19 protein-coding genes are annotated in these 19,253 nt (G+C 38.3%); 8 read left to right on the top strand and 11 right to left on the bottom strand.

Going from position 1 to position 19,253, the window contains the following annotated elements; all coding sequences use genetic code 11:
* The coding region (locus ACO1O5_RS18710; protein WP_486272953.1) for an ACT domain-containing protein at positions 1–606 on the top strand (606 nt) is incomplete at its 5' end.
* Positions 607–608: 2 nt separating this feature from the next.
* On the opposite strand, the gene ACO1O5_RS18705 is transcribed toward ACO1O5_RS18710, so the two are convergent.
* From ACO1O5_RS18705 to ACO1O5_RS18690, 4 genes are all read right to left on the bottom strand, one after another.
* Complete coding sequence (locus ACO1O5_RS18705) at positions 609–1,076, bottom strand: Mpo1 family 2-hydroxy fatty acid dioxygenase (RefSeq protein ID WP_486272952.1); 468 nt, start codon at positions 1,074–1,076, stop codon at positions 609–611.
* Positions 1,077–1,191: 115 nt separating this feature from the next.
* On the bottom strand, positions 1,192–2,241 hold the full coding sequence (queA, locus tag ACO1O5_RS18700) for a tRNA preQ1(34) S-adenosylmethionine ribosyltransferase-isomerase QueA (RefSeq protein ID WP_486272951.1): 1,050 nt from the start codon (positions 2,239–2,241) through the stop codon (positions 1,192–1,194).
* Positions 2,242–2,388: 147 nt separating this feature from the next.
* Positions 2,389–4,098, bottom strand: a complete 1,710-nt coding sequence (locus tag ACO1O5_RS18695; RefSeq protein WP_486272949.1) for an ABC transporter ATP-binding protein — start codon at positions 4,096–4,098, stop codon at positions 2,389–2,391.
* 81 nt (positions 4,099–4,179) lie between these two features.
* A complete protein-coding gene (locus tag ACO1O5_RS18690) occupies positions 4,180–4,950 on the bottom strand; it encodes an AMP nucleosidase (RefSeq protein WP_486272947.1) in 771 nt (256 codons plus the stop codon).
* Positions 4,951–5,094: 144 nt separating this feature from the next.
* Between ACO1O5_RS18690 and ACO1O5_RS18685 the strand changes: the two genes are divergently transcribed.
* Positions 5,095–5,532: a type I restriction enzyme HsdR N-terminal domain-containing protein gene (locus ACO1O5_RS18685; RefSeq protein WP_486272945.1), complete on the top strand. Its 438-nt coding sequence runs from the start codon at positions 5,095–5,097 to the stop codon at positions 5,530–5,532.
* A 32-nt stretch (positions 5,533–5,564) separates the two neighbouring features.
* Here the strand turns inward: ACO1O5_RS18685 and ACO1O5_RS18680 are convergent, their stop codons facing one another.
* The 3 genes from ACO1O5_RS18680 to ccsA form a co-directional block, all read right to left on the bottom strand.
* Entirely contained in the window at positions 5,565–6,986 is a 1,422-nt protein-coding gene (locus ACO1O5_RS18680) for a Glu/Leu/Phe/Val family dehydrogenase (protein WP_486272943.1), read from the bottom strand.
* 82 nt (positions 6,987–7,068) lie between these two features.
* On the bottom strand, positions 7,069–7,305 hold the full coding sequence (locus ACO1O5_RS18675; protein ID WP_486272941.1) for a CcmD family protein: 237 nt from the start codon (positions 7,303–7,305) through the stop codon (positions 7,069–7,071).
* Positions 7,298–7,981, bottom strand: coding sequence for a cytochrome c biogenesis protein CcsA (gene ccsA / locus ACO1O5_RS18670; RefSeq protein WP_486272939.1), 684 nt, complete (start codon positions 7,979–7,981; stop codon positions 7,298–7,300). Before ccsA ends, ACO1O5_RS18675 begins: the two co-directional genes overlap by 8 nt.
* A gap of 324 nt (positions 7,982–8,305) precedes the next feature.
* Here ccsA and ACO1O5_RS18665 point away from each other — a divergent pair, with 324 nt between their 5' ends.
* The 4 genes from ACO1O5_RS18665 (at position 8,306) to lysA (ending at position 12,672) form a co-directional block, all read left to right on the top strand.
* Entirely contained in the window at positions 8,306–9,310 is a 1,005-nt protein-coding gene (locus tag ACO1O5_RS18665; protein WP_486272937.1) for a helix-turn-helix transcriptional regulator, read from the top strand.
* 426 nt (positions 9,311–9,736) lie between these two features.
* Positions 9,737–10,618 carry an ATP synthase F1 subunit gamma gene (gene atpG / locus ACO1O5_RS18660; RefSeq protein ID WP_486272935.1) on the top strand — a complete coding sequence of 294 codons (882 nt, stop codon included), beginning with the start codon at positions 9,737–9,739 and terminating at the stop codon, positions 10,616–10,618.
* Between the two features lie 78 nt (positions 10,619–10,696).
* Complete coding sequence (gene scpB / locus ACO1O5_RS18655) at positions 10,697–11,356, top strand: SMC-Scp complex subunit ScpB (RefSeq protein WP_486272934.1); 660 nt, start codon at positions 10,697–10,699, stop codon at positions 11,354–11,356.
* A gap of 104 nt (positions 11,357–11,460) precedes the next feature.
* Entirely contained in the window at positions 11,461–12,672 is a 1,212-nt protein-coding gene (gene lysA, locus ACO1O5_RS18650) for a diaminopimelate decarboxylase (protein ID WP_486272932.1), read from the top strand.
* Between the two features lie 77 nt (positions 12,673–12,749).
* Here lysA and ACO1O5_RS18645 read toward each other — a convergent pair whose 3' ends face one another.
* Both ACO1O5_RS18645 and ACO1O5_RS18640 read right to left on the bottom strand, forming a co-directional pair.
* The gene (locus ACO1O5_RS18645) at positions 12,750–13,289 is read right to left on the bottom strand and encodes a hypothetical protein (protein ID WP_486272930.1); all 540 of its coding nucleotides are present in this window, start codon (positions 13,287–13,289) and stop codon (positions 12,750–12,752) included.
* Between the two features lie 220 nt (positions 13,290–13,509).
* Complete coding sequence (locus ACO1O5_RS18640; RefSeq protein ID WP_486272928.1) at positions 13,510–14,781, bottom strand: sterol desaturase family protein; 1,272 nt, start codon at positions 14,779–14,781, stop codon at positions 13,510–13,512.
* Positions 14,782–15,048: 267 nt separating this feature from the next.
* On the opposite strand from ACO1O5_RS18640, the gene ACO1O5_RS18635 reads away from it, so the two are divergent.
* A complete protein-coding gene (locus ACO1O5_RS18635; protein WP_486272926.1) occupies positions 15,049–15,624 on the top strand; it encodes a nucleotide exchange factor GrpE in 576 nt (191 codons plus the stop codon).
* Between the two features lie 81 nt (positions 15,625–15,705).
* A complete protein-coding gene (gene dnaJ / locus ACO1O5_RS18630) occupies positions 15,706–16,881 on the top strand; it encodes a molecular chaperone DnaJ (protein ID WP_486272924.1) in 1,176 nt (391 codons plus the stop codon).
* 6 nt (positions 16,882–16,887) lie between these two features.
* On the opposite strand, the gene ACO1O5_RS18625 is transcribed toward dnaJ, so the two are convergent.
* Both ACO1O5_RS18625 and hpt read right to left on the bottom strand, forming a co-directional pair.
* Positions 16,888–18,642, bottom strand: coding sequence for a vWA domain-containing protein (locus ACO1O5_RS18625; RefSeq protein ID WP_486272922.1), 1,755 nt, complete (start codon positions 18,640–18,642; stop codon positions 16,888–16,890).
* A 77-nt stretch (positions 18,643–18,719) separates the two neighbouring features.
* On the bottom strand, positions 18,720–19,253 hold the full coding sequence (gene hpt, locus ACO1O5_RS18620; protein ID WP_486272920.1) for a hypoxanthine phosphoribosyltransferase: 534 nt from the start codon (positions 19,251–19,253) through the stop codon (positions 18,720–18,722).

The raw sequence follows: 19,253 nt of genomic DNA, 5'->3' as shown, positions 1-19,253 counted from the left end.
AGTCGCCTCAGTTTTGATGAAGCAGCCGAGCTCGCTTATTTTGGGGCAAAGATTTTGCATCCTGCAAGCATTTGGCCGGCTCAGTATTTTAATTTTCCCGTTAGGTTATTAAATACCATGCAGCGGGAGGCGCCTGGCACATTAATAGAAAGTGAAGCCGGAAGCGTAGGCGTGAAAGCCATCGCCGCAAAAGATTTTATTACAGCCATAAAAATTAAAAGCAGCCGCATGCTGCTGGCTTACGGTTTCCTTCGCAAGGTTTTTGAAGTATTTGAAAAATATCAAACGCCTATCGATATGGTAACTACTTCTGAGGTCGCCGTTTCTCTCACAATTGACAACGATGCGTATTTAGGTGAGATAATAAAAGAACTTGAATTGTTTGGAACTGTTGAGGTGGACGCCGATCAAACCATTGTATCGATTGTAGGTAACCGTATTACTGAAACAAAAGATGTTATCGCAAAAATATTTACTGCATTGTCTGGTATTCCCGTTCGAATGGTGAGCTATGGCGGTAGTCAACATAATATTTCTATCCTCATTTCACGTGAGAATAAAGAGAAAACGTTGCAACTCTTAAACAAAGGTTTATTCGGAATGTAATGTCAAAAAGATATCCCTATCTTTTTATAAACAAAACTCATTAGCCACATTGGCCCAATTAATAAAAACTGGATGTCTTTGAAAAAGGATGGTTTTTTGCCTTCAACTTTATGTCCATAGAATTGGCCAATCCAGGCCAAAACGAAAATAATTACGCAGAAAAGCCACAAAGGAACAGGAAGAAAAACTTCGGCAATATAACATGCGCCAAGGCAAACCAAACCGAACAATAACATGCCGATACCTATCTTAATTGAGAGAGCCAGATAGTAAATCGTAGTCAACGATAATACAATCATAGCAACATTCAGTTGCAAATTACCAGTAATAAATAAAGGGAGTTTAATGCTATACAACAAGCCTGTTATAGAGAAAAAAATAGCGGGCACGCATATCCAGTGTATTAATTTATTGGTTTCATTGGTATGGCTCGCGCCATAGTCATGCAGCCATTGATGAATGGTTCTCATTGCAAATCGTTTTGTCTAATTTATGTCAAAAAAGCCAAACATTACATGTCATTTACATCAATAAAAAACTTCCCGTGGTGTACAGGAAGTTCTATCAAACAATTGTAAACTGGAACTAAATGATCAACATAGCGTCGCCGTAGCTGAAAAAGCGGTATTTATCTTTTATGGCCTTTTTATAGGCATCCATAATAAGATCGTAACCGGCGAAAGCGCATGTCATAATTAACAGGCTTGTTTTAGGCAAATGAAAATTTGTAACAAGAGAATCTGCAATATTAAATGTGTATGGGGGATGAATAAAATGATTCGTCCACCCTTCAGATGGTTTTAATAATTTTTGTGCGGTGAAAGATGTTTCCATAGCACGCATCGTGGTGGTTCCAATCGAACAAATTCTTTTCCCGGTTTCCTTTGCTTTGTTTACAATGCGGCAGGCCTCTTCGTCTATATTATAATACTCTGCATCCATTTTATGTTTGCTAAGGTCTTCCACTTCAATAGGGCGGAAAGTTCCCAGGCCTGTATGGAGTGTAACTTCTGCGAAGCGAATTCCTTTTATTTCGAGACGCTTTATTAACTCAGGGCTAAAATGAAGACCTGCCGTCGGCGCTGCCACGGCTCCTTCATGTTTTGCATAAACTGTCTGGTATCTTTCTTTGTCCTCTTCGTCAGGCTTACGTTTTATGTATTTTGGCAAAGGAGTTTCACCCATGAAATACAGCATTTTTCTAAACTCATCTTCAGGGCCATCCCATAAAAAACGAATGGTTCTTCCGCGGCTGGTAGTATTGTCAATTACTTCCGCAACCAGTTCATCACTTTCGCCGAAGTATAATTTATTACCCACACGGATCTTACGGGCAGGATCAACAATCACGTCCCACAAACGATTGGCTTTATGTAATTCCCTTAAAAGAAATACTTCGATTTTCGCGCCGGTTTTTTCTTTGCGGCCATACATACGGGCAGGAAAAACTTTTGTGTTGTTTACAACAAAAACGTCTTTATCATCAAAATAATCCAGGATGTCTCTGAAATGTTTGTTTTCAATCTTTCCGGTCTTTCTTTCGATTACCATCATCCTGCTGTCTTCTCTTCTCTTGGTAGGATTTTGAGCTATGAGGTTAAGGGGAAGGTCAAATTTAAATTGACTAAGTTTCATGTGCAATTATTAATTTAAAGTTAATTGTCACATGCCATTACTGTTGTTACAGAGATACGTGCCCGCCGAAGTGGGCCACTTATCATGTTACGGCATGATTTTTTAAGTGCGCAAAGGTAGTACTTTTAATAATAGAAAATAAAAAATTTAAAATTTCAGTTTTGGCAGAGATGCAATTAGCTTTTGTGTATACGCTCTTTTAGGATTAAAATAAATTTCATCGGCTGAGCCTGATTCTTCAATTTTTCCATTGTTCATCACCAAGATCCGGTTACTTATGTAGTGAACAACGCCAAGATCGTGAGAAATAAAAATGCAGGTAAACCCAAGTTCTTCTCTCAGATCGTTCAGCAAATTAAGAATCTGCGCCTGCACACTTACATCAAGCGCTGAAACGCTTTCGTCGCAAATAATGAATTGAGGATTGAGGCCAAGCGCCCTTGCAATGCATATTCGTTGTCGTTGTCCTCCGCTAAACTCATGCGGGTAGCGATTAAAATGATCAGGCTTAAGATCCACTTTTGAAAGCAGTTCCATTACTTTTTCTTTGCGCTGTTTTACCGTTGAAAGTATGTTATGAATTTCTATTGGTTCACTAATTGCTTCTCCAATTGTAATCCGCGGATTTAGTGAACCATAAGGGTCCTGGAAAATAATTTGAATGTCTTTACGCATTTTTCTTAATTCGTCTTTAGGTATATGTGCAATATTTTTTTTATCGAGAAAAACATTGCCCGAGGTGGGTTCTATTAATCTTATCAGCGCTCTTCCTAACGTGGTTTTTCCACAACCGCTTTCCCCAACCAATCCTACTACTTCTCCTTTTTTTACTGAAAAGCTCACATCATCCACTGCTTTAATTTCTTTTAGTATTTTGCCTGCAAAACTCTTTTTTGTTGGGAAATACACTTTAAGATTTTCAACTTTCAATAATTCAATTTCGGGTTCAATAATTTCCTTTTTATTTTCTTTGCTAACCATTTCCTGTTTATTGATATTTATCGATTCACTCATGAAATCTTTAATAACAGAAAGTTTTTTTCCTTTAGAAGCGGGGGATGGCCTGCAATTGATCAATGCCTTTGTATATGGATGTGTGGGATTGGAAAAAATTTCTTTCGCGGTATTGGTTTCAACAATGTCTCCTTTGTACATTACAATTACCCTGTCGGCGATCTCCGAAACGAGCGCCAGGTCGTGGGTAATATAGATAATGCCCCATTGAAGTTTTTGCTGCAACTCTTTAATAAGCTGTAAGATTGTTTTTTGAACAGTTACATCTAAGGCCGTGGTTGGCTCATCCGCGATAAGTAGTGAGGGATTGCAACTTATAGCCATTGCAATCATCACTCTTTGCTTTTGTCCACCGCTTAATTCATGTGGATAACGACGAAGCATACCTGTAGCATCAGGTAACTTAACCTGGTTAAAAAGTTGAACGGTTTTTTCTTTCGCTTCTTTGTGAGTTACTCCTTCATGCAGCAATATGGCTTCCATAACCTGGCTGCCGCAAGTTTGCACCGGGTTAAGAGAAGTCATCGGCTCCTGGAAAATCATCGAAATTTTATTGCCTCTTATTTTGCGCAGCTGTTTTTCATCAAGCCCGAGAAGGTTAATTTGTGAATTATCATTTTCCAAAAAAAGAATCTCACCATTTTTATATTGAGCGGGAGGAGAAGCCAACAGTTGCAATATTGATAAAGAGGTAACAGTTTTGCCTGACCCTGATTCACCTACAATAGCAACCGTTTCGCCTTTATTAAGAGTAAAAGAAATGTTATTTACGGCAGAAGTGGTTGCAGAACCTGTTACAAAATTGACACTTAAATTTTTTATTTGCAGGAGAGGATCGTTCATTAAAAGAAATTATATGCAAGGCTTTAACTTTTCAGTAATAATTATCAAAAAAAATACGCCTAATAAAATTATGAGTAGACGTTAGAATTTCAGATGGCGCACCGTAAGGCCGTCGTTAATCAATTGTTTTAAAGAATCAATTCCAATTTTTAAGTGCCGTTCCACAAACTGAGCCGTAACACTTGCGTCGCTTGCCTCAGTTTTAACGCCTTCAGGAACCATCGGCGAATCACTAACTAATAATAAAGCGCCAGTTGGTATTTTATTAAAAAACCCAACAATAAAAATCGTAGCTGTTTCCATATCAACAGCATAAGCCCTAATTTTTTCCAGGTAAGCTTTATGATCATTGTCATGTTCCCAAACTCTTCTATTGGTAGTGTACACGGTACCTGTCCAATAATCAACAGCATAATCGCGAATCGTGGTTGAAATGGCTTTTTGTAGTGCGAACGCCGGCAGAGCGGGCACCTCGGGTGGAAAATAATCATTGGAAGTTCCTTCACCTCTTATTGCCGCTATCGGTAAAATTAAATCGCCGATTTTATTTCTCCTTTTTAGTCCGCCACACTTGCCTAAAAACAATACAGCTTTAGGGTCTATTGCACTAAGCAGATCCATAATAGTTGCAGCGCCCGGGCTGCCCATTCCAAAATTAATGATGGTGATATTATCGGCGGTAGCACATTGCATTGCCTTCTCTTTACCTACAATTTTTATTTTATGCAAATCAGCAAACATTTTTACATAATTGCTGAAATTGGTAAGAAGAATATATTCTCCAAAATTTTCGAGCTTTTCGCCGGTATATCTTGGAAGCCAGTTATTAACGATGTCTTTTTTTGTTTTCATAATCCTGGGAGTCAAAAGTTTCAATTGATATTAATAAAAATACAATTTTAGGTTGATGATTTAAATTTGTGAATTCCCAATCCGCAAAATCACTGATTTGATTACAACTAAAATGGTATTCATTTTCAGGAAACGAAGCTTATTATGATAAAAATTGAATTTCCGAAACAGCGGATTTCTTTAAGGCAACGGAAAGGCTTAAACGAAGTCTTTGATGTAGTAAGAAAGAAATGGTTACAGCTTACACCTGAAGAATGGGTGCGGCAGAATATGATCCATTTTCTTTTTTCAAAAGAATATCCTGCATCATTAATAGCTGTGGAAAAAGAAATTAAGCTAGGCGAATTATCAAAGCGATGTGATCTTGTTATTTACGATAGAAATACTAAGCCCTTTATGATAATCGAATGCAAGGAAATGAAAGTATCTCTTTCAGAAAAGGCATTAAACCAAATCTTGCGTTATCATATTACGCTACCGGCAAAATACCTGGTGATTACTAACGGGAGTTATTGTTTTGGTTTTAAAAGAGCAGGGGACCAGTTTATTGAAATAAATGAATTTCCGGTTTTTGAAACCTGATTGCTAAATAGTTTAAAATATAAATGCAGTTCTTAGGGGAATATTCCTAACTCGGCATACGAAGTAGCAACTTTATTGATAGCGCATACATAAGCCGCAGTTCTCATATCAGGTATAGCCGGATTTTTTTGCCAGATATCAACAATTTCACGAGTTGCGGCGATCATCGTTTCTTCAAGTCCGCTTCTTACAAGATCTATTTCATCGGCACCACGTAAAATAAAATCCTTTTCTGATGAACTTACTTTTTTGCCGCTCAGCTCTTCTAGCTGGCCAAGAATATGCATGTTCATATTTTCATCAAATCTTTTTTCCAATCTTCCATAACGTACATGACTCAGATTTTTCAGCCATTCAAAATAACTAACCGTGACGCCGCCTGCATTCAGGTACATATCCGGAATTACAAGTATACCTTTTAGATTCAATATATCGTCAGCTTCCGGTGTAAGTGGGCCATTTGCCGCTTCGCCAATAATTTTTGCTTTTACACGGGCTGCATTTTCTCCATTAATAACATTTTCCAGGGCTGCAGGAATTAAAATATCGCAATCCATTTCCAGGGCGTCGGTATTCTTTGCAAAATTTTCGGCGCCGGGAAAATTAAGTATTGATCCGGTTTTGGTACGATGCTGCCAGACTTTATCTACATCAAGTCCATCGTTGCTCCAGATAGAGCCTTCATACTCTGCAAGGCCTACAATTATCGCTCCCGCTTGTTGAAAAAAAAGTGCAGAGTGATAACCAACGTTACCGAGTCCCTGTACGCAAACACGCTTACCCTTTACCCCTATTTCGAGGCCAAGTTTTTCCATAACGGTTGGCATATTACAAACTTCATTAACTCCGTAAAATACACCCAGCCCTGTAGCTTCTTTTCTTCCTCTAACGCCTCCCTGGGTAACCGGTTTTCCCGTTACACAGCCTGCCGCATCTATTTCGCCGGGATGCATAGCGCCATACGTATCTAATATCCATGCCATCTCTCGTTCTCCAGTGCCATAGTCAGGAGCAGGAACGTCAATACCTGGTCCGATGAAATTTTTCTTTATTAATTCTGCAGTGTAACGGCGGGTAATTTTTTCTAATTCATAGGGAGTATAATCCCATGGCCTGATTTTTATACCGCCTTTTGCTCCGCCGAAAGGAACATTTACGATAGCACACTTGTAGGTCATGAGAGCTGCCAGTGCCATCACTTCATCCTGGTTTACCGCCAGGCTAAAACGAATACCACCCTTGCACGGTGCTTTGTGATGTGAATGTTGAACACGGTATGCTTCGATAGTTACTATTTCACCGTTTTCCCTTTTTATAGGAAATCGCATTTGGTAAACACTATTGCATTGCTTTATTTGCTCTAAAATTCCAGGATCCCAATCAGTAAAGACTGCTGCTTTATCAAAACTTCTTTCAACACTTTGGAAAAAGCTATATGGTATTGGAGACGGCATAAAATATATTTTGAATTTATGATTGAGTAAAACTTACATTTTATTTTTTATCACGGTTAAATAAATAGCTGTTCAACCAGGATTAAGAAATCTTTTCTTTTTTTGACACTTTCATATCAATTCTTATGAGATATAAAATGAGAACAACAAGAATCGTAACACACACAGCCATTACAACATATATTTTGTCATTGCTCCTCATAATGCTGTCCATATCCTGTTTAGCGGAGTCTGTGGGAGATTGAGCGAAGAGCAAAAAATTTGCAGATGACAATATAACGGAGAGGTATAGCCGCTTAATAAAATATAGTTTACCCATTAATCAGATTTTTATTGGCCAGGAGATGTAGTCTTATTTTAAGATTGCTGATCCAAATTCCCAAAAGCACCCAGCCGAGAATTGCGGGCACGAATACTGTTGCCATTCTTGCATCCAGGCTGTCACCTCCTAAAGCAGGATTGCCGCCGCCTTTAGCGCCTTCCATTCCCCCGGGATGAAGGGACTGAACGAGCCTCGGTAAAATCATTATCAGCGGTATGTAAATGAAGTAAGCAAAAATATTATAGACTGCGCTTATGCGGGCTTTTTTATCAATATCGTTCATGGAACTGCGTAGTACCAGATAGGCGAGATAGATTAATACTGCTATTGCTGCAGCAATTTGTTTTGGGTCATTACTCCAGGGCTCGCCCCACGTATAAGTTGCCCAAATAGAGCCGGTGGCTAAACCTAAGATTCCAAAAACCACACCTGTCTTTGCAAATTCAGACGCATAAATATCGTGTTTTACATTTTGTGTACGCAGGTAGGCAATAGAATAACCCAGTGAAAGAGAAAGTAAAGCGATTTGACCAAACCACATGGGCACGTGGAAGAAGAAATTTCTAATGCTTTGATGAAGATTTCCAATGATGGGCACCGGTACTAAAAATCCCCAGGTAAATGTGAAAAACAACAGAAGGATACACAATATTTTCCACCACTTAAATTTCATTTATGCAAAGATTTCATTTTATGCAATCGCTTTTGAGGGGGCAAAATTATAGTAAAACTTTTGTGATTTTTTGTTTTGTTTGAATTTATCTTGCGATTTTACTAAAGATCGAATTAGAGATTTGCTATCTAAATGAATGAAATAAATATGTTGCTTTAAACTATTTGCCAAAAACGTGAATAAAATTTTACAATCATATTTAAGATTTATAATTTTTCTTCTGAACACTCTATTATTTGAAATTGCGTTAATTGGCTACAACAAATAATTATGAATACGTTTGTGTAGCTTTGCTTTTGTAGCTCAAATCCTATCGCCTCATTGATGAACCCCGACAAAAATTATACTCCGTTAAATTACCGATCAGGCCCTGCAGACCTTGACGAATGGCTCAATCGATTTTCACGTCATTTAAAAGTAAAGCCTGGTAATAATGAAATAAAGTATCCTCAAAATTTTGCCTCGGGCTTCGCAAAAGTATACACTATTGAACAAGGGCTTTCCTACCGCATAGTTGATTACGACCTCAATACCGATTTTATTTTTAACCGTGAACCTTCAGATAAATTTTTCCTGATAATTTATTTTTATCAATATACTAATGTTAAAAGGCTCTTTGTATCTATTGATGACGACATAATAGCTGATACCGACGAAAGTGCTTTTAGCGCCGTGGTAATGACCAATAGCCTTACTCACCAAAATCTTGAGTTGAGTAAGGGGACGAATGTAAAAGGACTAACGATTCAACTTTCTGAAGAGTGGTTGAAGGAAAAAATACAGGATCCAGATACCTTTCTCCATAAAGTGTCTGAAGAAAGAAAGGTATTCAGGCATTTCTTAAATGCCAAAACAAAGAGACTCCTAAATCAAATTTTTAGTCATAATACGGAATCACTTACACCCTTGCTATACGTTAACACACGGGTTCTCCGCCTTTTAGAGGGATTTCTTAAAAATATGTTGGGCATGAACGCGGTAGAATTTTCAACCGGACTTTCATCAAAAGATTTTCAGAGTGTTTCAAAGATTGAAAGGATTCTTGTTGAAAATTATGCATCAGATTTTCCTAAAATTGAAAGGCTTGCCCGTATGGCGTTAATGAGTGAAACGAAGCTTAAGAATATTTTTAAACAAGCTTTTGGAATGGGATTATATGAATACTATCAGAAAAACCGAATGCATAAAGCAAAGGAATTTTTATCCATGAACAAATATTCTGTTTCAGAGGTTGGGTCGATGGTTGGCTACATTAATCTCAGCAACTTTTCAAATGCATTTAAAAAGGAATTTGGCCATTTACCAAAAAACTGTGACAAAATCGGCTGAATTATTTAAAAAAAACTTTTGCGGTTATTTCCATATCGTCTGCGGTTAATTTTTTCCGGTACATAACAATACTTTTAATCAAATCACTAATTAGCCAATATCTCAGAAGTTTATATAATTGAAAAGACCGCACACACAGCCCTTTCCCGGAATTAGTTTCCGGGCAAAGCACAAGAAATCCAGCCTCCGTTCAGGGGGCTTTTTTATGTCAATTTAAATGGCCTTTCGCTGTCAACCCAAAATCCTTAAATAGTGCCAAATGTTTTACGGGTTGTCTATTGTGTTGTAGTGAATTCAACATATTTCAACAACAATTTTTCTGAATAAATAAGTTAGATATTTTCAGAATGCTGTAATAATCTCTGAAATCTCACGCATGGTTTTATACAGCCATTCACCTAACTTTGCACCCCATAAACAAAAAATATGAGTGGTGCACTAAAAGAAGTAAGAAATCGGATTCAGAGTGTGAAAAGTACCCAACAGATTACTAAAGCCATGAAAATGGTAAGTGCGGCCAAGTTACGCAGGGCGCAGGATGCTATTATACAAATGAGGCCTTATGCGCAAAAACTTCAGGAAATGCTGGCAAATATTGTGGGCAATGCAGAGGGAGATGTAAGCATGGCCCTTACGGTGGAACGGCCGGTTCACAAGGTTATGGTTATAGTAATAACCAGCGACAGGGGACTCTGCGGGGGTTACAATAGTAATCTTATTAAACTTGCTAAGCAGGTTATAGCAGACAAATATGCAAACGTGGCCGCAAAGGGTAATACGGAGATGTTGACCTTAGGGAAAAAAGGATTTGAACATTTTAGCAAGAATAAATTTAATGTGATCGATCGTTACTGGCACATCTTCGCCGATTTGAGTTTTGAACATGTTGCGGCGGTTGCAAAATTTGCAATGGATGCTTTTGAAAAGGGGGAGGTAGATGCAGTTGAATTGGTATATAGTGAATTCAAGAATGCTGCAACACAGAAGTTTACAGCCGAACAGTTCTTGCCGGTAAAAAAATCGGTAAAGAAAAAAGGAGAGGCGAAAGCAGATTTTATTTTTGAACCTGATAAAAATATATTGATAAAGGAACTGATGCCAAAAATCCTGAATACGCAATTGTATAAGGCGATACTTGATGCGCACGCCAGCGAACATGGCGCACGCATGACTGCGATGGATAAGGCAACCGAAAATGCTGAAGAACTTTTAAAGAATTTAAAAATAAGTTACAACCGTGCGAGACAGGCGGCCATTACAACAGAACTTACTGAAATTGTAAGCGGTGCTGCTGCGTTGCAAGGGTAAAACCCCTACCACCGTCGTAGGTGGGGAATTAGGAATTTCAAATCTTAAAAAAATTATCGCCCCTATTGGGGTTGGGGTATGGAACTAAGTTTAATAATCCCGCATATTGAGGCACTTATATTTGCAAGTGAAAAACCTTTGCCGGTTAACGAATTGGTTGAACTTTTGAATAGCGCCCTTGGTTTTATTGAGGATCGGGCAACATCCGACCAGGTTAATGCAGCGATAAAAGCAATCAGAGAAAAATATGAATCGGAGTTTTATTCGTTCGAAGTAGTAGAAAGCGGGGGTGGTTTTCAGTTCTTAACCAAAAAGGAATACCATAAAACCATTGCGCAGCTGAACGGTGATAAGTTTTTGAAAAAACTTTCAGTTGCTTCTCTCGAAACACTTTCTATTATTGCTTATAAGCAGCCGGTTACCAAATCTGATATAGAAATAATCCGCGGGGTAAATTGCGACTATGCCGTTCAAAAATTGCTGGAGAAAGATCTGATTGTAATAACCGGCAGAAATGAAAATTCGCCCGGAAAGCCTTTGATTTATGCTACTTCAAAATCTTTTATGGATTATTTTGGCATCAACAGTCCCGATGACCTTCCCAAAATAAAGGAAGTGTTGAACCAGGAAATTATCGAAGCAACAAAAATTGAAGAAATTCAAAATGAGGCCAGCGCTGATTTTGAAGTAGAACCCTTGGAGAATAAGGAAGAATCTTTACAGACAGAGATTGAATAACGACAAATAGCCATCAACAACAATACCTTTCCAGAAATAAATATTAATAAAATATATCGCCTTAATTAGCTTATTAACTAATTAGCACATTACCACGTTACGTTATGCCACAAGTATTATCTCATCAACAATTGGTATCTATAGCTGAAGAATTTGGAACACCAGTGTATGTTTATCATGCGGAAAAAATTGCCGAGCAATATTCAAAACTTGTAGCTGCCTTTGAAAAGACTGACGTAAAATTTTTTTATGCCTGCAAGGCTTTAACTAACATTAACATTCTATCATACATAGAATCGATTGGTGCCAATATTGACTGCAGTTCAATAAATGAAGTTAAACTGGCGCTGCATGCCGGCTTTACCCCGGAACGTGTTTTATATACTTCCAATGGTATTGCGTTTGATGAAATTGATGAAGCAAAAAACCTTGGAGTTAATATCAATATCGATAGTATTTCCAACCTTGAAAAATTTGGAAAAAAATATGGACATAGTTACCCGGTGGGTATTCGGCTTCGCCCTAATATTTTAGCTGGTGGGAATTTAAAAATTTCTACGGGACATGATAAAAGCAAGTTTGGTATACCTGTGGACCAGGTTGACCAAATTTTATCAGTTGTACGGGAACATGACTTGTTTGTTCGCGGATTGCAAATTCATACGGGGAGTGATATTGACAGTGCCGATGTGTTTGTAAAAGGTATTGAAGTTTTATTTGACATAATTCCGCATTTTAAAGAACTGGAATTTATTGATTTAGGCGGTGGCTTTAAGGTTCCGTATAAAGATGGGGATAGCGAAACTGATATTAACGCTCTTGCTCAAAAAGTTGGTGAAGCTTTTGCCAATCATCCAAACCCTGGTAATAAACATTTGCAGGTTTGGTTTGAACCAGGCAAGTTTTTAGTGAGTGCGGCGGGTTATTTTATCACACAGGTAAACGTAATTAAAGAAACATCTGCTACCACTTTTGCGAGTGTTAACAGTGGGTTTAATCATTTAATTCGTCCTATGTTTTACAATTCATATCATCGAATCGAAAATATAAGTAACAACAACAACGGATCGGAAAAAACCTACTCGATTGTCGGTAACATTTGTGAAACTGACACGTTTGCCTGGGATCGAAAAATCAATGAAATAAGCGAAGGCGATTACCTTGTTTTTTATAACGCTGGCGCTTATGGTTTTGAAATGTCTTCCAATTTTAATTCCAGGTTAAAGCCAGCCGAAGTTCTAGTAAAAGACGGCAAGGCTTCATTAATACGCAGAAGAGATTCATTTGAAGACCTTTTACAAAATCAACTTATATAAAAAAAAGTAAACATAAATATTGTGTCAACGTTTATGTTTACTTTATAATTTCAACGAGAATCTTCTCCTATACTGGGTTATGGATTGCTCCCTGACGAAGAATTACCGTTATCCTGGAATTGATTATTAGCTCCCCGATTCTGATTATCGTTTGGCGAACTGTTTTGATTACTGTTATTCCGTTCCCGGTCTTGATTATTTGTATTGCCGTACCTGAAGTTTTGTTGGGCTGAGATTATCGCCTGATCTCGTTCACTCTTTAACGAGCGTATTTCCTGCCTTTTCTGAGAATGGCTCAGGCTTTTATTGTGCCTTACATCTCTTATTTGATTGGCATAATCAATTTTTATTGACTGAATTTGTAACGACAATTTGTAAGGCGTTCTTCTATAGCTATACGGATTTGGGTAACCATAAGGATAACCAAACGGATAGCCATAGTAAGGATAACCAAAATAAGGATAACCGTAGTAAGGATAACCGTATCCGAAGCCAAATCCAACTGACGGTGTAACCACCACTCTTGGATGGTAAACATGATAATGTCCACCTTTTCTTTGAGCTGAAGCGCCCAGGGTTAACAGTAACGATGATAAAATTATTAATAGCGTTTTCATAAAATTTGTTTTAAATATGTTCACCTTATTGGACGTCAAAAAAAATAAAAGTGATCTCAAAAATTCACCTATAACTATTTTTTAACGAATTGATTAAATGATAGTTTCTTACACAAAATTGAGAACTCCTGGCGACGAAAAAATGTTAAGAAGTTTTGCCTTGATGAAGATATTGTTTGCTCTTTAAAAGGTTGGATACTTCTATAGAATCGTGCGGACTTTAATAGTTATACGAAACTTTTTTCTCCTGTTTAAATTCGAAAAAAACAAACCATGCCGTTATAAATGTTGAAAATAACAGCCACGATACAATAGGAATATTAAATTGAGAAACTGATGGTGAAGCAGAGAACCAGCCGCCCATTCTATAGATGACAAAGAAGCCTAAAAAATTTTTTATCAATTCCCACAAAAAAGCAAAGCGATTCCGGTCCATCAATTCGGTAAATGAATAAACACTTAAAAAAATAAAAAGGCCATAAACGAAAATTCCCGGTGAGCCTATTGCTGCAATATTTGCAAAAAGATAGCTTGTAGAAATCAGTAATATTGTTAACTGAATCCATGACCAAATCAACAGTTGATTTGAATATGCGGGGGCATATTTTTGAAAACTATATACATCTTCAATTTTATAAACAGGAAATTTTTCGGCCACATCTTTTGGCCGCCATCCTGTAGGCATCAGCCAAATCCTTAGTCTATCTTTCCAGCTTTTTGCGTGCCACGCATCCTTTACCAAAAGCAATAAATGGATGAAATTAATTTTTACCGGGTTCCACGTTCCGGCCGGCCGTGTAATGCCGTATACTGGTGGAACGCTGGCAAGTTCTTCCTGGAATGTTCCAAAAAGCTTGTCCCAAATGATAAATATCTGCGAAAAATTCTTATCAATATATTCTTTGTTTATTGCATGGTGTACTCTGTGGTGAGATGGCGTTACAATAATTTTTTCAAGCCAACCCATTTTTTCAATGTGTTGCGTATGATACCAAAACTGGGCAAATAATTGAATAGGTGCAACAATTGCTATTACTGTCGCCGGTACGCCGAGTAACGCTGCAGGGAGCAGAAACACAGAAAATATTTTTATAATTTCTGAAATGCTTTGTCTTAATGCGCACGCCAAATTAAATTCTTCACTGCTGTGATGAATGATATGGAGATTCCATAAAATATTGTATCGATGTTCAATTCGATGCACCCAATAGCCGGCAAAATCCAGGGCAATAAAGGCAGCGATATAAACCCAAATTCCAGGTTGCAAGTGAATGACGGCAATGCGGCTAACCAGCCACTGGTAGCTTATAATTACAACACTTAGGCCGAGAACATCCTTAGTTACATTGGTAACGCCGGAACTGAGGCTCGATATCATATCCATTTGCCGAACTGTATCTTTTCCTTTGAACCAACCATACCACTTCTCAAGAAGAACCAGCGACAGGAAAATCGGCATCGCAATCAATAATATTTTTCCGTATGTTTCCATATGCAAATCGTTCTTTAAAATTACTGAAGTTTCTAAACATTAATTCAGGTTGGTGGTGTTAAAAAGGCTTGCCGATTCAAACTTTTTTTGGCAAATTCTAAACCGGTTACGGCTTCTGTCAGCATGTTATGATTCTTGTGTAATCGTCGGAATTTACTGATTTAACCGAAATTATTTCCTCCATTTATTAGGCCCGGTGTCAATTTGTCTATTATTTGTTATTGGCAAAAAGTTTGACAATGCTACCTTTGCAGCCAATTTTACAAAATGGAAAAAAATAAAAAACACACAGGAGATACCGAAATGGACAACCAGGCAGAGTCACAGAATTTGTCGGCAGATGAAGTTAATACCATCGACATCGATGATATAGCTGAACCATTGGTCCCTGATGAGACAAAAGAAAAATTGAGGGATGAACTGGAAGAACAAAAAGATAAATACGTCAGACTTTTTGCAGAATTTGATAATTATAAGAGGCGTACTTCCAAAGAACGTATCGAATTAATTCAAACAGCGGGCAAAGAGGTTATCGTTTCTTTACTCCAGGTCCTGGATGATTGTGATCGTGCTGAAACGCAAATGCAGCAGACCGACGACGTTAAACAAATAAAAGAAGGCATCCAGCTCGTATTTAATAAACTCAGGAAGACTTTACAGGCGCAGGGCCTAAAAGCAATGGAAAGCGTTCATACTGATTTTGACGTGGAAAAGCATGAAGCCATAACAGAAATTCCTGTGGATGATAAAAAATTAAAAGGTAAGGTCGTTGATGAAATTGAAAAGGGATATTATCTGAATGACAAATTGATAAGATTTGCTAAAGTTGTTGTAGGAAAATAAGATCTCATGAACGGACGTTTCCATTTACCGGTAACTGCGAACGGTTAATGGTTGTGTTTTACGCAGGTCACAATAAATTGTATGGTAAGTTCAATGGCTTCAAAAAGAGACTATTACGAAATTTTAGGCATAGATAAATCTGCCGGGCCGGATGAAATTAAAAAGGCCTATCGCAAAGTTGCAATGCAACATCATCCTGACAGGAACCCGGGCGACCACACCGCAGAAGACAAATTTAAGGAAGCTGCGGAGGCCTACGAAATATTAAGCGATCCAGATAAGAGAGCACAATACGATAGGTTCGGTCACAGTGCTTTTAGCTCAGGGCGTGGCGGTGGTTATTCCGGGCATGGCATGAACATGGATGATATATTCAGCCAGTTTGGCGACATTTTTGGTGAAGATGTTTTTGGTGGTTTTTTTGGCGGAGGAAGAAGCGGCGGCCGTTCTTCAAGAAGCAGGGGCACGAGGGGAAGTAACCTCAGGGTAAAGATTAAGGTGAATTATGAGGAAATGGCTAAGGGCATTTCCAAAACGATCAAAGTAAAAAAATATGTTGCCTGCCATACTTGCGGTGGCTCGGGTGCAAAAGATAAAAATAGTATGCAAACCTGCAGCACTTGTGGAGGTAACGGTCAGGTGCGCAGAGTTCAAAATACTTTTTTGGGACAAATGCAAACAGTAAGTACCTGCCCCACATGCAATGGTGAAGGATCGGTAATTACAAATAAATGCACAACATGTAAAGGTGAAGGGAGAATGTATGGTGAAGAAACTGTTACCTTAGATATACCGGCCGGAGTTCAGGAAGGCATGCAGTTGAGCATGAGCGGCAAAGGAAACATGGGTGAACGGGGAGGAGGTTCGGGCGATCTGATTATCCTCATAGAAGAAGAAGCGCATCCTCACTTGCATAAGGAGGGGCTGAACGTTGCTTTTGATTTATATATATCATTTCCTGATGCAGTTTTTGGAACTAACTCTGAGGTTCCAACAATTGACGGCAGGGCTAAAATCAAAATACCGCCGGGAACGCAAAGTGGTAAAATTTTCCGCCTGAAGGGCAAAGGATTTCCTTCGATAAACTCTCATGAAAAAGGTGACCAGTTAATTCATGTGAATGTGTGGACTCCTCAAAATGCTTCAACTGAAGAAAAGCAGGCCTTGGAGAAAATGATGCATAGCGAAAACTTTAAACCCAAGCCAGATAAAAACGATAAGACTTTCTGGGAAAAAATAAGAGAGACTTTTAGTTAGGCGGAGTTATTCATTTCTTCTCCTTTTCTTCTTCTCGTAATAAAGCACTTTGCATTTATCAATCAATCCGATAAATTCATTTTCAAGATAATCGTCGGGCTTAGCCGATGATGTGGCAATATCTTTAATATCGTCCCAAACAATGTCTGGTATATATTTCGATTCCCGCAGCTTTAACCCAAACATGGTGACTGCAGAAGCAAACTGAAAACTTTGAGGGATGGAATCAAAAGGCACATAATTTTGAGGACAGATATGCGTGATAAAGATACCTGTCGTATCTGACGGGGCTCTGTAATGCAACGTGACATTTGCAAAATAGCTGGTAATTGGTTTGGTGCTGTCGGTATTGGCAGGCACTATTTCAAAGATGGCGGTATTGCCCGTTCCAGCGCCAATTTCGCCGCCTTCCAATTCATCACCTTTTTCTGCAAGTACATTTCGCTTATTGTCATATCCAATCAACCTGTATTCTTTTACATAACCTGAATTAAAACTTACCGTTAAGTAAACATCATTGGCAATTGCATAAAGTGTTTGGGTAAATTCGGTAACCAATACTTTTTCAGCTTCACGTATATCATCCAAATAAGCAAAGTTTCCATTTCCTTTTTTTGCCAGTACTTCAATCTTCGAGTCTTTATAATTCCCCATTCCAACGCCGAGGCAGGTTAAGTAAACTCCCGTCTGCCGTTCTTTGGCAATTAATTCCTCCAGTTCTTTTTCAGTGTTCTGACCAATATTAAAATCACCATCGGTTGCAAGGATAATCCGGTTGTTCCCTCCTTTAATAAATGTAGATTCAGCAAGCCTATACGCAGATCGAATAGCAGCTTCTCCCGGTGTATCTCCTGACGCAACCAGCTGTTCAATGGCTTTGGTAATTTTTTCTTTTTGATCGCCACTGGTCGGTTGCAGCCAAACACCCACAGATCCTCCATACGTAACAATGGAAACGGTGTCTTTTTGGCGTAAGTTATTTACCAGTAACCGAAATGCTTCTTTCAGCAATGGTAACCTGTTAGGAAGATCCATGCTCCCGGAAACGTCGATCAAAAAAACGAGGTTTGATGGGGGAACGTTATCGAGGTTCAATTTCTTTCCCGAAAGATTGAGAAATAATAACTGGTGTTCTTTGTTCCAAGGGCAATCTGTTACCTGTGATTCTATCCTGAAAACATTTTTACCAGCTGGCTCCTTATAATTGAAATTGAAATAATTCAGCATTTCGTCTATACGTACGGCATCGGGTGGCACTTTACTGTCCTGGTCGATGAACCGCCTCACATTACTGTAAGAAGCTTTGTCAATTCGCATTGCAAATGCAGTTGAAGGATTATTGTTTGCTTTAATGAAATCGTTTTCTACAATATTGCTGTAAGTCTCATTATCATAATACCAGGTAGGATTTACACGCCCGTCGGAGCCGATAGTTATAGAAACCAGTTTTTGTTTTTGCGTACTAACGGTGGTAGCCAGCATTCTCAGGGTTATTTCCTGATACACATTTGTTTTAATTCTTAACGCCCTGGGTTCGTAGCCATCAGCGCTAAAAATAAGTGAGTCGTATAAGTTAGGGCTCGGAATTCCAAAGCCACCCGTACTGCCGCTGTGATAGATTAACCTCGTTCCGGGCATATAAATTTTTACATTCTGTAAAGGTTGATTTTTTTCATCCTTTACATCGCCCCTGATGTAGTATTGTGCAGTAGTATGGCAAACCAGGGCTAAAGAGAAAAAAGTAAAAATTACTTTCCGCAAGCGATTGTTTATTTTGTAAGATATACGCTTCTTATCAAAGACACAAAATCCCGTAAAAAAATGATCGTTAAATTATATTAAACCAATTGATAGATTTCTTTAATATTTCTTCCAAGGCCGTCATAATCCAATCCATAACCAATTACGAATTTATTGGGGATATTAAAACCCAAATAGTCAATCTTTATAGGATGCAGCAAAGCATCAGGTTTATGAAGCAACGTCGCAATTTTTAATGATGTTGGATGCTGGTGTTGCAGTTGAGGCAAAAAATGAAATAGGGTTTTGCCGGTGTCAACAATATCTTCGATAATAATTACATCCCGCCTGTGTAGATCTGCATCAAGACCGATAGCCGTTATTACTTTGCCTGAAGTTTTAATGCCTTTGTATGAAGCTAGTTTGATGAAACTTATTTCAGCTTCAAGATTAATTCGTTTAAACAAATCTGCTGCAAAAATAAAGGCGCCATTTAATATGGCAATAAACAGCGGTTTCTTTCCTTCATAATCCCGGTTAATTTCTGCCGCAACTCTTTTCACTTGTTCTTCAATTTCAGCTTCGCTTAAATAGGGAACAAATTCTTTGTCATGAACTTTAATGGCGGCCAT

This window comes from Ginsengibacter sp., assembly GCF_057362405.1.
The sequence above is the reverse complement of the archived record's forward strand: the minus strand, read 5'-3'. Positions and strand labels throughout refer to the sequence as shown.